Annotated in this window: 12 protein-coding genes and 1 pseudogene; 4 read left to right on the top strand and 9 right to left on the bottom strand. The window is 67.9% G+C overall.

Translation table 11 applies throughout. From position 1 onward, the window contains the following. Window positions 1-12 precede the first annotated feature (12 nt). A complete protein-coding gene (locus EAD98_RS17810) occupies window positions 13-6,951 on the top strand; it encodes an RHS repeat-associated core domain-containing protein (RefSeq protein ID WP_147457420.1) in 6,939 nt (2,312 codons plus the stop codon). A gap of 920 nt (window positions 6,952-7,871) precedes the next feature. On the opposite strand, the pseudogene EAD98_RS31885 reads toward EAD98_RS17810, so the two are convergent. Both EAD98_RS31885 and EAD98_RS17800 read right to left on the bottom strand, forming a co-directional pair. After that, window positions 7,872-8,206 (bottom strand): annotated as a pseudogene (locus EAD98_RS31885) (GntR family transcriptional regulator); the annotation flags it as partial. Window positions 8,207-8,637: 431 nt separating this feature from the next. Next, window positions 8,638-9,189 carry a GNAT family N-acetyltransferase gene (locus EAD98_RS17800; RefSeq protein ID WP_121655207.1) on the bottom strand — a complete coding sequence of 184 codons (552 nt, stop codon included), beginning with the start codon at window positions 9,187-9,189 and terminating at the stop codon, window positions 8,638-8,640. Between the two features lie 228 nt (window positions 9,190-9,417). Here EAD98_RS17800 and EAD98_RS17795 point away from each other — a divergent pair, with 228 nt between their 5' ends. Continuing rightward, window positions 9,418-9,630, top strand: coding sequence for a hypothetical protein (locus tag EAD98_RS17795; protein WP_121655171.1), 213 nt, complete (start codon window positions 9,418-9,420; stop codon window positions 9,628-9,630). 204 nt (window positions 9,631-9,834) lie between these two features. On the opposite strand, the gene EAD98_RS17790 is transcribed toward EAD98_RS17795, so the two are convergent. From EAD98_RS17790 to EAD98_RS17760, 7 genes are all read right to left on the bottom strand, one after another. Beyond that, window positions 9,835-10,365 (bottom strand): SUKH-4 family immunity protein, encoded by a 531-nt coding sequence (locus EAD98_RS17790; RefSeq protein WP_121655170.1) that lies wholly within the window; start codon window positions 10,363-10,365, stop codon window positions 9,835-9,837. Continuing rightward, window positions 10,362-10,895, bottom strand: a complete 534-nt coding sequence (locus EAD98_RS17785) for a hypothetical protein (protein ID WP_121655169.1) — start codon at window positions 10,893-10,895, stop codon at window positions 10,362-10,364. The genes EAD98_RS17790 and EAD98_RS17785 overlap by 4 nt, the downstream gene beginning before the upstream one ends. After that, on the bottom strand, window positions 10,892-11,440 hold the full coding sequence (locus EAD98_RS17780) for an endonuclease (RefSeq protein WP_121655168.1): 549 nt from the start codon (window positions 11,438-11,440) through the stop codon (window positions 10,892-10,894). Before EAD98_RS17780 ends, EAD98_RS17785 begins: the two co-directional genes overlap by 4 nt. After that, the gene (locus EAD98_RS17775) at window positions 11,433-11,927 is read right to left on the bottom strand and encodes a hypothetical protein (RefSeq protein WP_121655167.1); all 495 of its coding nucleotides are present in this window, start codon (window positions 11,925-11,927) and stop codon (window positions 11,433-11,435) included. Before EAD98_RS17775 ends, EAD98_RS17780 begins: the two co-directional genes overlap by 8 nt. A gap of 3 nt (window positions 11,928-11,930) precedes the next feature. Continuing rightward, complete coding sequence (locus tag EAD98_RS17770; protein WP_121655166.1) at window positions 11,931-12,254, bottom strand: WXG100 family type VII secretion target; 324 nt, start codon at window positions 12,252-12,254, stop codon at window positions 11,931-11,933. Further along, window positions 12,251-12,670: a YbaB/EbfC family nucleoid-associated protein gene (locus EAD98_RS17765; protein ID WP_233583869.1), complete on the bottom strand. Its 420-nt coding sequence runs from the start codon at window positions 12,668-12,670 to the stop codon at window positions 12,251-12,253. Before EAD98_RS17765 ends, EAD98_RS17770 begins: the two co-directional genes overlap by 4 nt. A 125-nt stretch (window positions 12,671-12,795) precedes the next feature. Continuing rightward, window positions 12,796-13,863 carry a carboxypeptidase-like regulatory domain-containing protein gene (locus tag EAD98_RS17760; protein ID WP_233583868.1) on the bottom strand — a complete coding sequence of 356 codons (1,068 nt, stop codon included), beginning with the start codon at window positions 13,861-13,863 and terminating at the stop codon, window positions 12,796-12,798. A 387-nt stretch (window positions 13,864-14,250) separates the two neighbouring features. On the opposite strand from EAD98_RS17760, the gene EAD98_RS17755 reads away from it, so the two are divergent. Both EAD98_RS17755 and EAD98_RS17750 read left to right on the top strand, forming a co-directional pair. Continuing rightward, the gene (locus EAD98_RS17755; RefSeq protein WP_121655163.1) at window positions 14,251-14,553 is read left to right on the top strand and encodes a hypothetical protein; all 303 of its coding nucleotides are present in this window, start codon (window positions 14,251-14,253) and stop codon (window positions 14,551-14,553) included. Then, complete coding sequence (locus EAD98_RS17750) at window positions 14,550-16,190, top strand: amidase (RefSeq protein WP_199723451.1); 1,641 nt, start codon at window positions 14,550-14,552, stop codon at window positions 16,188-16,190. Before EAD98_RS17755 ends, EAD98_RS17750 begins: the two co-directional genes overlap by 4 nt. Window positions 16,191-16,323: the final 133 nt, after the last annotated feature.

Below are 16,323 nucleotides of genomic sequence, written 5' to 3'. Positions count from 1 at the left end.
GTGGAGGCATGGGTGAGACACCCCCTGAGCACATCCCGCACGTCCCTACGTACCCCATTGATCCGGACCCGGCTGCGGGCCGCCGTCGCCGCGGTGCTGACCGGCACCCTCGTCCTGTCGGTGCTCTCCGTGCCGGCCCAGGCGGCGGCCAAGCCGCGGCCGCACCTGACGGCTCAACAGGAGAAGCTGGACTCCGACGGCGGGCCGGCCAAGGGTCGGGCGTGGCCCGTCAAGAAGGTCCCCAGCGCCCAGCTCGCCACGCCGGTCTGGCCGAAGCCGGGCCGGGCCTCGGTGACCCTGCCCGCCGCGTCGACCGCCCAGCGGCAGGCCGCCGCGACGCCGGTGCGCGCCGGCACCCTGCCCGTGTCGGTGGGCCGGGCGCCCAGCGCGGCAGGCGCCCGGACCGATGCGGTCTCGGTGGAGGTGCTGGATCGCGCGGCCGTGCCGGCGCAGTGGCAGGACGGGCTGCTGTTGAAGGTTTCGGGCAGCGCCGGTGGAACGGGCGCGGCGGCGAAGCCGGGCGGAGCGGGCGCGGCGACCGTCTCGGTGGACTATCGCAGCTTCAAGAACGCGTACGGCGGTAGCTGGTCGTCGCGGCTGAAGCTCTGGCAGGTACCCGACTGCGCGCTGACCAGCCCGCAGAAGGCCGGGTGTGCGGCCACGCCGCTGGAGTCCCGTAATGCGGACGGCACGGTCACCGCGGAGGTACCGCTGTCGGCGGCCGGGACGGGCGCCCGGACCACCGCGGCGACGACCTCGGCCGCGACGCTGGTCGCGCTGAGCGCGGGCGCGTCCGGCAGCGAGGGAGACTTCTCGGCGACGCCCCTGGCGGCCTCCTCGACCTGGTCGGCCGGGGGCGCCACCGGTGACTTCTCCTGGTCCTACCCGCTGCAGTTCCCGCCGGCCATCGGGGGCCCCGCCCCGTCGATGTCGCTGGCCTATTCCAGCAGCGCCGTGGACGGCAAGTCGGAGGCGTCGAACAACCAGCCCTCCTGGCTCGGCGAGGGCTTCGACTACTGGCCCGGCTACATCGAGCGCAGTTACGTCGGCTGCTCCGACGACATGACCGGCGAGAACAACAACAGCCAGAAGACCGGTGACCAGTGCTGGCGTTCGGAGAACGCCACCCTGTCGCTCAACGGCCGGGGCGCCGAGCTGGTGTACGAGTCGGGTAAGGGCTGGCACAGCCGCAGCGAGGACGGCTCGAAGATCGAGAAGCTGTCCGGCGCGTCCAACGGTGACGACAACGGCGAGTACTGGAAGGTCACCGCCACCGACGGTGTGCAGTACTTCTTCGGCCTGCACAACCTGCCGGGGCAGACCACCACCACCGGCTCCACCTGGACCAGTCCGGTGGCCGGCAACCACGCCGGTGAGCCCTGCAACGGATCCACCTTCGCGTCCTCGTTCTGCGACCAGGCATGGCGCTGGAACCTGGACTACGTGGTGGACCCGCGTGGCAACACCATGTCGTACTGGTACGCCCAGGAGACCAACTACTACGCCAAGAACTTCTCCACGACGAACAAGGCTTCCTACGTCCGCGGTGGCACCCTGAAGCGGATCGACTACGGCACCTGGGACCGGGGTGCCACCGACCGGTCGATCACGCCGACCGCGCAGGTACTCTTCGCCACCGCCGACCGCTGCGAGGCCAACTGCTCCACCCACGACGCGGCGCACTGGAAGGACGTGCCCTGGGACCAGGAGTGCACCGCTGCCGCGGCCAACTGCGGTAGCAACTACGCGCCGACGTTCTGGTCGACGAAGCGGCTGTCAAAGATCACCACGCAGGTGTGGGACACCACCAGGAGCACCCCGGCCTGGCAGGCGGTGGATTCCTGGACGCTCGTCCACTCCTGGCCGGCGGTCGGTGACGGCAGCGACTACGCCGGCATGTTCCTCACCTCGGTGGTGCGCGCGGGACACGTGGGCGGCACGGTCACCATGCCGCCGGTGACCTTCGAGCCGGTCGCCCTGCGCAACCGGGTGCTGACGAAGAACAACACCACCAACAACCGGATGCGCATCGGCAACATCGTCACCGAGACCGGCGCGAAGATCCAGGTGACCTACAGCCTGCCGGACTGCTCGTCGGGCAACCTGCCCGCGTCGACCTACGGCAACACCAAGCGGTGTTTCCCCGTGATCGGGCCGGACCCGTACGACCCGGACGGCCCCGACGTCACCGAGTGGTGGCACAAGTACGTGGTCACCCAGGTCTCCGAGTCCGACCTGATGGTGGTGGTCAACGGCACCGACCACGGCCAGCCCGTCAAGAACACCTTCTACACCTACGTCGGCGCGCCGGCCTGGCACTACGCCGACGACAACGGCCTGATCAAGCCGAAGCGCAAGACCTGGAACCAGTTCCGCGGCTACGCGACGGTCGAGACCCGGGTCGGTGATGCGCCGAGCCAGACGTTGACCCGTACCACCTACCTGCGCGGCATGCACGGCGACAAGGCGTCCACCTCCGGCGGCACCCGGGACGTCACCGTGGGGGCGTCGCTGGGCACCGAGACGGTGAAGGACGAGGACCAGTTCGCAGGCATGGTCCGTGAGCAAATCGTCTACAACGGCGTCGACACCAAGCCGGTGTCGAAGACGGTGAACGTGCCGTGGTTGTCGTCGGCGTCGGCCACCCGCACCATCAACGGCGACACCGTCACCGCCCGGTTCACCAACACCAGGGCCACCTACTCCGGGACCGCCCTCGGTGTCGACGGGGCCTCCGGCTGGCGGGTGACACGCACCCAGTCCAGCTTCGACGACACCTACGGCACGGTCACCCAGGTCCAGGACGACGGCGACACCGGCAAGACCGGCGACGAGCGGTGCACCACCTACAGCTACAACCGCAACACCGGTAAGAACCTGGTGACGCTGGTCAAGCAGACGACGGTCACCGCCCTCGCCTGCGGCAGTGCGCCACAGACCACCGACGACGTCATCTCCGACGAGCGGAACTACTACGACGGCGCCACCAGCGTCGACACCGCGCCGACGGTCGGCGCGGTCACCCAGCTGGAGAAGCTCAAGGACTGGAGCAAGACGACCGGCACGTCCTGGCAGGTCGTCAGCAAGGGCACCTTCGACGCCTACTGGCGGCCGCTGACCACCACCGACGTCCGCGGCAACGTCACGAAGACCGGCTACACGCCGGCCTCGGGCGGCCCGCTGCTGAAGGTGACCACCACCGCCCCCGATCCCGCCGGCGGCACCACCGGCTGGAGCTCGTCCATCGAGATCGACCCGTACCGGGGTGCGCCCACCAAGTCCACCGATCTCAACGGGCGGGCCAGCGAGCGCGAGTACGACGCCCTCGGCCGGCTGTTCCGGGCGTGGCAGGTCGGGTGGGCGAAGGCCGATCACCCCACCAGCCCGTCGGTGGAGCACACCTACGTGTTCGCCGCCAACCGGGACGCCTACCCGTACACCATGTCCAAGACCCTGCACGCCGGCGGTGGCTACCTGGTCTCGTACCAGATCCAGGACGCCCTGTTCCGGCCACGCCAGACCCAGAGTGCGGGCGTGGGCGGCGGCCGGGTCGTCACCGACACCCTCTACGACAAGGCCGGCCGGGCGGTGACCAGCTACGCCGCGCACGGCGAGCCCGGCGCGCCCACCGGTGGCCTCTGGTGGGAGCCGGAGTGGTCGGTTCCGGCGCTCAACCGGACCGTCTACGACGACGCGGGCCGCACCAGGGCCTCGATCTTCTACGGCACCGACGGCGTCACCAACCTGGTGGAGAAGTGGCGCACCACGACCGAGTACTTCGGTGACTCGACGAAGGTGACCCCGCCGGCGAAGAACGCTCCGGTCACGACCGTCACCGACGCGCGTGGCAACACGGTCGAGCTGCGCCAGCACGTGACGCCGCAGCACTCGACCAGCTACTCCTTCAACCGCAAGGGTCAGCTCACCGGCATGCGGGACACCGCGGGCGACGAGTGGACCTACACGTACGACATCCAGGGCCGGCAGGCTTCGGTGAGCGACCCCGACAAGGGGACCACCACCACCAAGCACAACGCCTTCGGCGACGTCATCGAGAGCACCGACGCCAACGGCAGGGTACTGGTCTACGACTACGACCAGATCGGGCGGAAGATCGGCCTGTACGACGGCAGCAAGTCGACGACCACGAAGCGCGCCGAGTGGAAGTACGACAAGCTGTACACCGGTCAGACCCTGCGGGGACAGCTGACGCAGAGCACCCGGTACGACCCGCCGGGCTCGGCGAACGCGTACACCATCCGTCCGACCGGATTCAACACCCGATACCAGCCGACCGGCGTGCAGTACGTGATCCCGTCGGTCGAGGGCACCGGGCTCACCGGCACATGGTCCTACGGGTACGGCTACTCGGCCTACGACGGCAGCCCGACCTCGGTCACGCTGCCGGCGGTCGCGAACCTCACCACGGAGACCGTCACCACCAACTACGACCCGGTCACCGGCCTGCCGACCTCGTTGGACACCAACCTGATCAACGTGGGTCGGTACGTCATCGGACAGCAGTACACGATGTACGGCGAGCCGACGATCAACACGCGGAAGACCGACGGCGGGGTCTACGTCCAGCAGGCGTTCGACTACGACCTCACCACCCACCGGCTGGCCCGTAGTCGGGTGCAGCCGGAAACCGCCGCCGGGACGGTCGCGGACCTGACCTACGGGTACGACGACGCGGGCAACATGACCTCCGTCGCGGACGCGCCGGCGGTCGGCCAGGCCGACACCCAGTGTTTCGGCTACGACGACCTGCGCCGCCTCACCTCCGCCTGGACACCGAAGGCGGGTGTGAACTGTGGTTCCGCACCGACGGTGGCCAACCTCGGCGGCCCGGCTCCGTACTGGTTCGACTGGACGGTCGACGCCATCGGCAACCGCACGAAGGAGGTCTCGCACGCGCTCGGCGGGGACACCACCCGTACCTACGAGCTGCCCGCCCCGGGCAAGGGTGTCGTCCGGCCGCACGCGGTGAAGTCGGTGACCGTGGCGGCGCCCGGGCAGTCCGCGGTGACCACCCGCTTCGACTACGACAAGGCGGGCAACACCACCTGCCGCCCGGCCGGCACGACGGCGAACACCTGCCCGCCGGACGCCAACGCCCAGTCGCTGAGCTGGGACTCCGAGGGCCGGTTGGCCTCCGTGTCGGGTGCCGCGGCCTCCGCCGGCAGCAACATTTACGACGCCGAGGGTGGCCGACTGATCCACCGTGACGCCACCGGGGCGACGCTCTACCTGCCCGGTCAGGAGGTCCGGCGCGACAACGGGTTGACCTCCGGGACCCGGTACTACGCGTTCGGTGGCAGCACCGTCGCCTCCCGCAACGGCGCGGGCCTGACCTGGGTGTTCGACGACCACCAGGGCACGCAGAGCGTGGCCGTCGACGCGTTGAAGCAGACGGTGACGGTCCGGCGGCAGACCCCGTACGGCGTCCCGCGCGGTCAGCAGTCGACCTGGGTGAACAAGAAGGGCTTCGTCGGCGGGGACATCGACACGACCGGTCTCACCCATATCGGTGCCCGCGAGTACGACCCGCAACTGGGCCGGTTCATCTCGGTCGACCCGGTGCAGGACATCACCGATCCCCAGCAGTGGAACGCCTACGCCTACGGCAACAACAGCCCGATCACCTTCAGCGACCCGACCGGCGAGAAGGCGTGCTCGGACGACGCCTGCGCCCCTGGGGCGGACTACGAGGACGTCAACGGCGACTACCACTACGTCGACGGGCACAACGACGGCTGCAACGGGTGCAGCAACACCGTGGACCCGTACGCCCACAAGAAGCCGCCGACGATCAACGATGTGATGACGTACGCGGCGCCGCTCGACAAGACCAAGCGGGACATGATCCGCGCGCGCGAGTACACGGGCTCGGCGAAGATGACCTGGGGGGACCTTCGCGACTGGGCGTCGAAGTACCAGGACAACTGGGTCTTCCTCTGCTCAGACGTGATGGGCAACGACCGGCTCAAGTGCAGCCTCAACAACCCGTTCCACAAGCTCTCCAAATTGGAGCAACTGGCGCAGACCGCGCTGATCGTTGGCGCCCTGGCCTGTGCCCTGACGGGTCCCGCCTGCTTCATGGAAGCTGCCGCGGCCGAGGGCGAATTCGCTGCCACCGGTGCACTGGTCAGCGGTGGAGGCTCCGGACTCGGCGCGCTGCGCAACCTGACCCGCCGGGGTGCGGTGGAGGTCGAGTCGGTGTCCCTCGGCCTCTGCAGCTTCAGCGGCGATACCCGGGTGCTCATGGCCGATGGCAGCACCAAACCGATCAGCGAACTCAAGGTCGGTGACGAGGTGCAGGCTGCCGATCCGGAGACGGGGGAGAAGGGCAGCCGCAGGGTCACCCACCTCTGGATCCACCAGGACGACCTGCGCGCCTTGCAGGTCGCCGGGGCGGAGCTCAAGACGACGGAGGATCACCCGTTCTGGAATGCGGCAGAGCGGAAGTGGCAGCCGGCGCAGGCGCTTCAATCGGGCGACAAGCTGCTGACGCCGAACGGCGTCGCGGTGAAGGTCGGCAAGCAGGTCTCAGCCTCCTCGGAGCGGGAGACTACCTACAACCTGAACGTTGCCGAGATCCACACGTACTATGTGATGGCCGGCAGCACGCCAGTGCTGGTGCACAACACCTGCGGCGATGAGTTGGATGACGTATCTCGGAATATTGCCAATCACGCGAACGGCGAGGCGCTGCGTCCCGACGGTGACGGAACCCATTTCGTCAGGGGTGTCGACCCGAAGGCTCTCGGCTATTATGTCGACGGTGTCATTAATGGCAATGTGCCGAATGTCCGGGTCCGTTACCTCCGCAACGGACGAGTTGGTTACTGGGATTCCGACAAGCGAGCGGTTGTCATCGAGGACGGCGATGCTGGAACAGTCTTCACTCCCAGGGGTGGGGAAGACTGGTTCGATAACATCCTGAAGTGACGGGCGGAGCCTATGCGATCGATAGTTCTGACTGGCAACCAGTTTGAGATAGCTTTCCAAGTTACGTATCAGGCGACGAATTTCGATGAGTCGCGACTGCGTGAGCTGGGCGTGACAGTCGATGATCTCGAACGGCTGATAGTTGCATTGAGGTCAGTTCGAGATGAGGTGGACCGTGTCGCCCGGATCCGAATTGATTTCCAGGACCCATCCGTTGGAACTGATGGCGACGTCGCTAGCAAATCAAAAGTGCGCCATGGGGGCGAGTCTGAAGACGAGGTTCGGATAGATCTTCCTGCCGTCTGGGCCAGCCGCTGGCCTTTGCTGACAGAACTAGTAATGTCGAGCCTCAGCCGTCGCGAACTTTTCCTGCGCACGGGGTACCAATGGCATGAAATGGAGGGCGCTGTGCAGAGGTTGGAGGGGGCCGACTGATTGCTCCATTCTGGTGCCACTGTATTTGAGGTCTGACGGCGGGTGAAGGGACAGGCTGAAATGCTGGGGCGGCGACCAGAAATATTATGCGGTGAGTAATCCTGAGCTGCCAAAGTGTTCTGACGGCCTGGGTGGTCTGTCTGTGTTGCCGTCACCGTTGCCGTCAGAAGCAGGACGTAAATGTCGATGTGTCGATGCGTCCATCCGCGATGACGGCGGATGCGGGCTCCGGTGGCGCGCCGCGTAGCGGAGCGGCGTCGATCCCCGGAACCACTCGCCCAGGTCGCATCGTGAAGGGATCGTTACGGCCTTGACTGGTGGGTCGTCCCGGCCGGTAGTTGGTCGACTCGGTGTTGGTGGGCGTGCGCGCGGGGGCCGTAGGCCTGTAGCGCGTGCGCGCGGCCCGGCTTTGCCGGGCCGGTCTTGATCCTGTAGAGCATTTTTGAGCCAGTCGGATCTTGGTCGGGGGCCTTGGTTCGGCTGGCTCACTGCTTTGGTGTGCGGTCGTGGCTGCCGCGAGGGTGCTTGTCGGGCGGCGGGGCCTTCTCGGCGTTGCTGGGCCTGCGGAGGTGTTCGGGCTACTGGGCGAAGTTGCCTCGGTCTGCCTGGTATTTGATCACGTCGTCGATGAGGTCGCTGTTGGTGTCGGCGTGGCGCAGTAGATCGTGCAGGGCTCCGTTCTTGTCGTCGGCGGTGCGGGCGTGGTGGTAGCGGATGGTGATGGCCTGCTGGTCGGCGAGGTAGGCGGCGACTCGGCGCCGCAGGTCGGGGTCGTCGATGGTTCGCGGAGAACGCCGCCGCGTAGCAGGTCGAAGGCGTCCGTCAACGAGGTGTTCGGCGTTGATCCCTCTACTGACCCCTCGAATCCAGGGTCAACCGTCGGCAGGCTATCGCGGCAACCCCGAGGTGATACCGCAAGCCCGCCGGCGGCGGCACCCTGCCAGCCTGAAAGAAGAGCTGAACACCCACCACCGCACCGTCTGCGCCGGAGTCGAACATGCCCTGGCCAGGACGAAATGCTTCCAAATCCTGCGCGCTCTAGCGCAGCGGGTGGCGGACTCGCGGGTGATCAGGCGGACCGGAAGGTCTCGGTGCCGGTGGCCGGGTGGCCGTCCGTCGCCGCCGTGAGGTGCTGGACGGCGGATCCGGCCGAGCCGCCCCACCGTCCGCCACTAAGCCACCGCGACCATCGCCACGATCAACGAATCGCTGTAGCCGACTTCGATACACGTTCTAGGGCCTGTGCCGAAGTCACAGGCGGTCGCGCCGCGGCGTGACGGCAGGCCGGCCGGAGTTGGCGAGGTCGATGCGCCAGTCGTTGCTGCGCATCAGGGAGCCGCTACCCGGCGGGTACTCGAAATTGCAGGGGCCGAGGAGAGTGAAGCCAAGGCGGTGGCAAAGCGCGTTGGAGGGGGCGTTCTCGACTGAGGGGAACGCGTGCAGGCTGTGGGGTGCGTCGGAGTGGCGGGCAACCTCGCGGACGATGGTGATCAGGGCCTTGCCGGCTGCGGAGGCAATGCCTCGGCCCTGGTAGGGCGGTAGGACGTTCCAGCCGGTCTCGTAAATCTGCTCGCCCTGCCAGTCACGCTGGTGATAGGCGATGCTGCCGACCATCTCGTCGCCAAGCAGTACGGCGAACATGCAACCGCGCCCAGTTGCCGGCATGGCAAGGTATCGGCGGTGCCGGGCAAGCAGTCGTTCCTCCGGCTCGGGACCGCCGACGTATCGGCGCATCTGCGGAGTGTTGATCCGGCGCAGGAGGTCGAGCGCGGATTCCGACCACGGCTCAAGACGAACGTCCATGCCGCGCAGCCTGGCAGGCGTCGGGATCATCAAGCACCTCATTTCGACCGGGTGCGGCTTTCGCCCGCCTGTTCAACTCGGGTCTGCGCCGCATTCGGCGGTAGCGGGGTGACGAGAACTGGGCGGGTCGATGATCGATACGTAGCGAGCTGCCTCGCAGTCACGGTAGCTGATTGTGCAGGGCTGACGAAGCTCGCCCGGACACGCCGTGTGATCTGATCCCTGCCGATGATGACGCCGAGCACCGCCGCTACCGATCTCGACGCCGCTACGGCTACCCCGCCGCAAGTGCCCCGCATGATCGTGCTCATGCTGGCCAATCTGGCCCTCAGCGGCCTGTTGGCCAGCCTGATGCTGGCTTTCCAGGAGCAGCTGCTGGACTACCAGCTCGCCGACCTCGATGCGTCCACCGTGGATCATGTCACCACCGCGTCACGGTGATTGCGGCAGGCAAACATCAGGTCGCTTTGGGTGAGGAGGCTCGCGCGTAAGCGGCCGGGCCGGCAGACCTGCGTTTGACCGGAGGTCTGCCGGCCCGCTCGGCGCTACCCGTTCGGGATATTGGTGAGGCCGCCGTCCGGCACGTACTTCGGCGCAGCTCGTTCGTCGCTGAGCTCGTACGTTGACGGTCGCGTGTTCGGTGCGTCAGGCGGCGGTGGACTCGAGCTGGTCGAAGGCGATGCTCCACCACGATTCTGGGTCGGTGAATGCGGACGCGTCGACCCGCGTCAGCTCGGCGCGGATGGCCGCGGCGCGCTCGGCGCGGGCCCTGCCACCCGGGTCGGTGTCGATAAGCTGCCCGAGCTTGTAGAGGAACTCGACGAACGCAGCAAACGAGGCGTTGACGTGCTCGAAGTTCGGCGTCGCGAGGTCCAGCAGGATGACCGAGCCGTTCTGCGAGTCAAGGATGAAGAGCATCTGGGCGTCATCGGGCGAGCTGCCGAGGATGACGTACATCCGCGGGCCCTCGTCGCCGATCTCAATCTTCAGCTTGCCGAACGGCGTCATGCCCGGGGCGGTGACGTCCGCGGTGAACAGGATCGGCACCTCGACCGGGAGGGCGGCACCGGCCGGCAGGACCCCCGGTGCGAGCACGTCGCCGAGCAGGTCGGTCGGCACCTCGATCACGCCGTCCGGGCCCCAGAGCGCGGTGAGTTCGGCCAGCGACACGCTCATTCGTCCTCCTGCTCGCCGGGGGAGGTCAGGTCCTGCTCCTCAAGGAACCGCCACCAGTCGTCATCGTCATAGCCGATCTCGGCGTAGCCCGCGCCGAACACGTAGTAGGCGAGGAACGAGTCCAGGTCCGGGGCGATCTGCTGGAAAGCCTCGCGGATGAACCACTCGTCGGTGCTGACCTCCGGGAAGTACCAGACCGCGCCGGAGTCACGCCGCAGCAGCAGTGGCTCTTCCTTCAGGCGCCCGAAGTAGTACCACTCGTCGGGCTCGGCGGCGACGCCGGTGTATTCCGGCATGATGTCCAGGCCGGCCTGCATACGGGGTGAGGAGGAGATGCCAGGCAGGTAGAACGCGCCGGCCGCGATACTCTCGGCGACCTCCATCAGCTCGCGGACCGGCTGCGGGACCTCCGCCGGGATCGTGTCGGCCGGAGCGCCCGCGCTGATCTTTCCCCAGCTGACGGTGTTGTCCTCGTCCGCCAGCAGATCGACGCGCAGCTCCTCGATGAGTTCCCGCAGATCGGGGTTCAATCCACTACCTCTATTCGGATCGGCGTGCCGTCCGGCAGGTTCATGATCTCCACCCTGATCTGGGTGCCGATGTCCTGGTTGGTAACGGCGTCCATCAACTTCAGGTTACTGACCTCGTCAGGACCGCCAAGTTGCAGCTCCCAGACATGATCGGGGTTCTGGTCGCGTACCCGTTGCTCCATCCGCTCGGCCGCTGCCTTGTCCCTGGCCTTCTGCGCGTCGCTGCCCTTGTTGTTCTTGACGTACTTGTTGTGGATCTTCCGGATGATCCGGTCCTTGAAACCGCCGGTGATGCTGCTGTCGCGCGCCACCGGGTTCGCCTGCTTGAACAACTTGCCCTGATCACTCAGCCGCTTCAGGGCGGCCATCTTGCGGTCGAAGTCGGTGCGGTGGTGCGTGCTCTTGCGCTGGACCCGGATGGTGACCTCGGGCAGGTCATTGTTGCGCCGCACCGGGGGCGCGGAGGCCTTCTTCACCGCCGCGCCGACGAGGTTGCCCTCATTCGGCTTGGCCGCGCCACCTCGCTTCCGGCTCCGGCTAGCCACTGATCAGCTCCGTGATCACCTGGTCGATCAGCAGACCGATGATCTCCCGCGTGATCAGTTGGAAAATCGGGATCTCCGCCAGCGACGCGCCGAAGGTGACGACCGCGGTTGCGATGGCTTGCGCCACCTGGAACGCGAAGATGGCCAGCTGCACGATCATCGAAATCTTCAACGCGAGCACGATCCCGGCGCAGATGATCAGGCCGGTGCCGACAAGCATCGCCGCCTGCGCGTAGTCCGGCAGGGTGCCCGGCCCGCTCTCCGGTTTCGCCCACCACTGGGCGAACGCCTGCATCGCCTCGCCGCTCTGCTGCGACATGACCGCCGCAGCGGCCGCCCCAGCCTCGCCGGAGGCGTCGCCGACCGTTCCGGCGAAATTGATCCAGGCCTGCCCCATCTCGAACAGCTTCTCCTCGTCGCCCTCCGGCCAGGAGAAGCCGATCCAACCGAGGGCGGTGACCAGCTCACCCGGTAGCTGAAGTCCCATCCCTCACCCCAGCATTCCGAGGATGCCGCGCATCGCGTTAGCAGCTTCGCGCTCAACCGACTCGTAGTTCTCGGCCATCGCGGTCAGATCACTGCCCGCCGCGCCGATCTCCTCGGCAGCGACACCGATGCAGTCCAACACCCAGGCCGAGACCCCGGTGTACACGACCCCGATCAGCGAGCCGATGTCGTCGCCGCCCCAGGGCTCGCCGTAGCCGGCCATCTGCGCCTCGAAACTCTCCAGCTGCCCGATGAACCGCTCGGACGCGCCGATCACCTGATCACCGCCTGCCCGCAGGGCCGTCGGCTCCACCTCGAAGCCGCTCACCGGTTAGCACTCCCGCCGGACATCCGGGCCTGCGCCTCGGTCAATGTCTGCAGAAACGTGCTCAGCCGCGGCACCGCCGTATCCCGGACCTGTTGCAGCTGCTCGGTGAGCTGCGTAAGGTCCGCAGCGTCCGGCGCGGAGGCGCCGCTACGCATGGAGTCGATCGCCGCATTTACCGCCTCGACGATCCGGTCACACAGCTCGGCGGAGCCCAGGCGCATCAAGCGCGGATCCACGGCAAGCGACGAAAGCCGACCGTCGGCACCGAACTCGGCACGGACCTGGCCATCCGCTGCCTCGCCGATCCGCCGCTGCCGGGCGGCTTCCTCGTCTTCCGGCGGTGGGCTCACCGCCCGAAGGGCTCCGACAGTGGCATCGAGCATGCGGGCGAAGTCCCCACTCGCGTCCCGTGACATCGACATAGATCGTCCTCCCGATAGTGCTCGAAACATTCGCGAGCGTACGGACACTGGTCAACCGAGCCGCTGTTCTACCTCTGATGGGTACATGCGCACCGAACAGAATCTGGACTCCAGATCTTTCAACCTCGGTAGCTGTTCTGGTGGATGCCACCCTGCGAGGGTGCGCCGTACGAGCCCGGGAACCCGCCGCCCACTGGCCCGGTGTGCAGTACCGCGGTAGGAGCGTCGGCCATGCTCCCACCGGCCTGCGCCAACAGTTGGGTCGTCGAGGGAACATCCGTCTCCGCCGCCGCCTCCGGTGCGTTTCTCCGGCGCATCACCACCAGTGCGAGCGCGCCCAGGCCCGCAGCGACCAGCACGCCGCCCAGGAGGAAGAACAGCGACGAACTGTTTCCCTCGTCGCTGACGGCCTTGAGGGTGGGCGGCGCAGCCTCGGGGGTGTCGTCGCCCGCCGCGGCGAGAGGGCTTGCCTCTGCAGCGGGCGACGGCGACGTCTTGGTGGGCGCTGCCACCGCAGAGAGAGTCAGCCGCACGGTCGCGACGTCACCGGCGCTGCCCCGTACGGTCGTGCGAGCGGTGCGGTAGCCGTCCATCGCCGCGCGGACCGTGATGGGTCCCTCGGCGATTGTCTTGCCGGCGCTCGAGGTGATCGAGAACTGACCGCTGGGGCTGCTGGTCGTCCGGAATTCGTGCCCGGCGCTGTCCCGGATGGTCAGGTCCACGCCGCCGATTGCCTGTCCGCCAGCGTCGCGGACCCGGCCGGAGACCCCGCGCACCCCAGCCGCCGGCTTGTCCCCGCCGGACGACGACGCGCCCGGGCCGTGGACGTAGACCATCTTGTAGTCATAGGTGTTCTGCCCGGCCAGCCGCACGCCGATCGAGATGTTGAGGCCGGTGATCTCACCCGGGCGAGCCGCGGGGGCGACGAGCGTCGTGTCGAAGGTCTGGCTCCGGCCAGGTCCGAGGTTCGGCTCTGCCCGGCATCCGGAGGTGCATCGCAAGCCGCCGCCGACCACGATGATGGCCGTTTCGGCCCCGCTTCCGTTGTTGGTGACGCGGAACCGCACGCGTACCGTCTCGTTGGGTTTGACGTTCTCCGCCGACACGCTCAGGATGCGGACGGTCTCCGGGGCGGCCGTCGCGGGTGCCGCCGACACCGCGAGCGTCCCCCCGGTCAGCGTGATCAATGCGGCCGCTCGGGTCCATCGGACACATAAGCGCGTCGTCACTTCCAACCACCTTCTCCAAGAGCGGGCATCGCCGGTCGATGGCGCCGCGGGCCACTATGCCCTGTCTGGAACGGGTCGCGCGACCCACCTCCGACGTCTGGCCGGAAGGCCCAACCGTGCCAGGAACGGGGGTGTGAGCGGGTTGACCGGCAGAAGTATTCCTCTGTGGACTCTGCTGGTCTCGACGTTGACGAGGTCATGCCGGGAGCGATGGTGCGTCGAGGGCGCTGGTGATCGGCAAACTCAAATGTTGCTCAACTTGTGCCCGCAGCGGGTTGTCGCGAATGGCGGCCGGCCTACGGTCAGCTCACCTCGACCGGATCACGCAACAACCCTGGGAGTGTCATGGCACCTACTCCGCCGACGGATGCTGAGCTGAACGTTCTGATCCGCGCCCGGCTCGCCGCGCTCGGGATCGACCTCGACCAACTTCCGCCCGGGACCACCGCCGACCCCGAGACCGGCTCGCCCGGCCGGGACTCCGTGCTCGCTTCCCTGCGCTCCTTCGTGCGGGGCACCGTGGCGACGCTCGCCGCATACCAGCTACCCGCACCCGTCGGCACCGATCCCGAGGTCGCGAAGGCGCTGTCGCAGCAGCACGTGCCGGTCCTGTACCCCTCCAACAGCACGGAATGGCGGAAGGCATGACGTCCGAACCGTTCGATCGTACGGTCGACCGCCGGGCATTTCTGGCCCGCGCTGCCGCGCTGGCCACCGCCTCAGCCGTGGGTGCCAGCGTCGGACTGCCCTCGGTGGCGCTGGCGAGCAGCAGCCTGTCCACCAACACCGGGCCGGGAACGAGGAGACGGCCGCTGGACCATCCCAACGCCTACACCGAGCCCCGGCCGGCGGCACTAGCCGAGCCGACCGAGCTGACCATCGCCGAGGCAGGCTGGCTCATCCGCGCCGGCAGACTCATTCCGGAGCAGTTGGTCGAGGCGTACCTGGCCCGCATCTCCCGGTACGACGGCAGCTACCAGGCGTTCAACCTGGTGCTCGCCGACGCCGCCATCGCGGCGGCGAGAGCTGCCGCACGCCGGCCTCGAAGCGGCGTGCTGCACGGCATCCCGTTGGCCATCAAGGACAACTACTACACCGAAGGAGTCCCCACCACCGCCAACTCCTTCCTGTTCCAGGACTTCGTGCCGCCGTACGACGCGACCGCGGTGGCCCGGCTGAAGGCAAGCGGTGCGATCGTGCTCGGCAAGACCCAGATGGGCCCGCTGGCGACCACCCGCGCCACCACGCCAGCCGGTGTGATCACCACGGTGAACGCCTGGGCGCCGACCGACCGCGGCATCGACCCGGGCGGGTCGTCCACCGGCACCGCCACCGCGGTCGCCGGCCGGATGGCCACCTCCGGCATCGGTACGCAGACCGGCGGCTCGATCACCGCCCCGTCCAACGCGCAGAACCTGACCGGCCTCAAGCCGACCATGGGCCGGGTCTCGGCGGCCGGCATCATTCCGCTCACCTACACCCGCGACCATCCGGGACCGCTGGCTCGGGACGCCAAGGACGCCGCGATCATGCTGACCGCGATGGCCGGCGAGGACTCGATGGACCCGCGCAGTCAGGGCCTGCCCCAGGTGCCCGACCTGATCGACGCGGCCAGCCCGGTCTATCACCGCCGCCGCGTCAAGCTGCGCTGGAACACCCGGATCGGGGTGCTGCCGGGCTTCGCCAACGGCACCTCGCCCACTGCACTGGCCCGTGCGGCGTACCTGGCGCAGCTCGCCGCTATCCCTGGCGCCACCCTGGTGGACGTGCCGCTGCCGGACGAGTGGAGCCTGTTGACCGGCAGCACCTTCAACAACGCCCGGCTACCCGAGCGCACCGAGCCGTTCATGCCCTACCTGCGCACCGACCTGCGCGGCTTCGGGGTGTCGGTGACCAGCTGGCTGCAGGGAGCGCTGCTGGGCGGCAACGAGTTCCTCACCACTCAGCGGGCCAAGCTGCTGCTGCTGGACCGGGTGCTCACCGAGCTCTTCGACGGCTGCGACGTGGTGGTGCAGACCGACCCGGTGCCCTTCGACATCCTGGGCCTGCCCGAGATCGCCTTCCCGATCGGGGCCACCGCCGCCGGGCTGCCGATCGGCACCATCCTGGGCGGCCTCCCGTACGCCGAAGACCGGCTGTTGTCGGTGGTGGCCGCCTACCAGGCGGTGACGGACTGGCATCTGCGGCGGCCGGCCGACCCGCCGACCGACGCCGGCGCGCGTGGTGCGGTTCCGGCCCCGGTGCCCCGCCTGACGGCTGAGGAGGTCGCCGAGCTCAGCCAGTGACGTGCGAACGGCGGGCAGTCGATGCCCGCCGTTCGTTTTTCCTCATTGCGGGTGGTGAGGCTCAAGATTTCCTCAATTGCCACCCTGAGCGCTTCGGACATCGATCGAAGCCTGTTGAATCAAGCTATCCGAG

It is taken from the genome of Micromonospora sp. CV4, assembly GCF_003667455.1.
Taxonomy (GTDB): Bacteria; Actinomycetota; Actinomycetes; order Mycobacteriales; family Micromonosporaceae; genus Micromonospora.
Note: the sequence above shows the minus strand (reverse complement) of the source record. Positions and strands in the feature narration are given on the sequence as shown.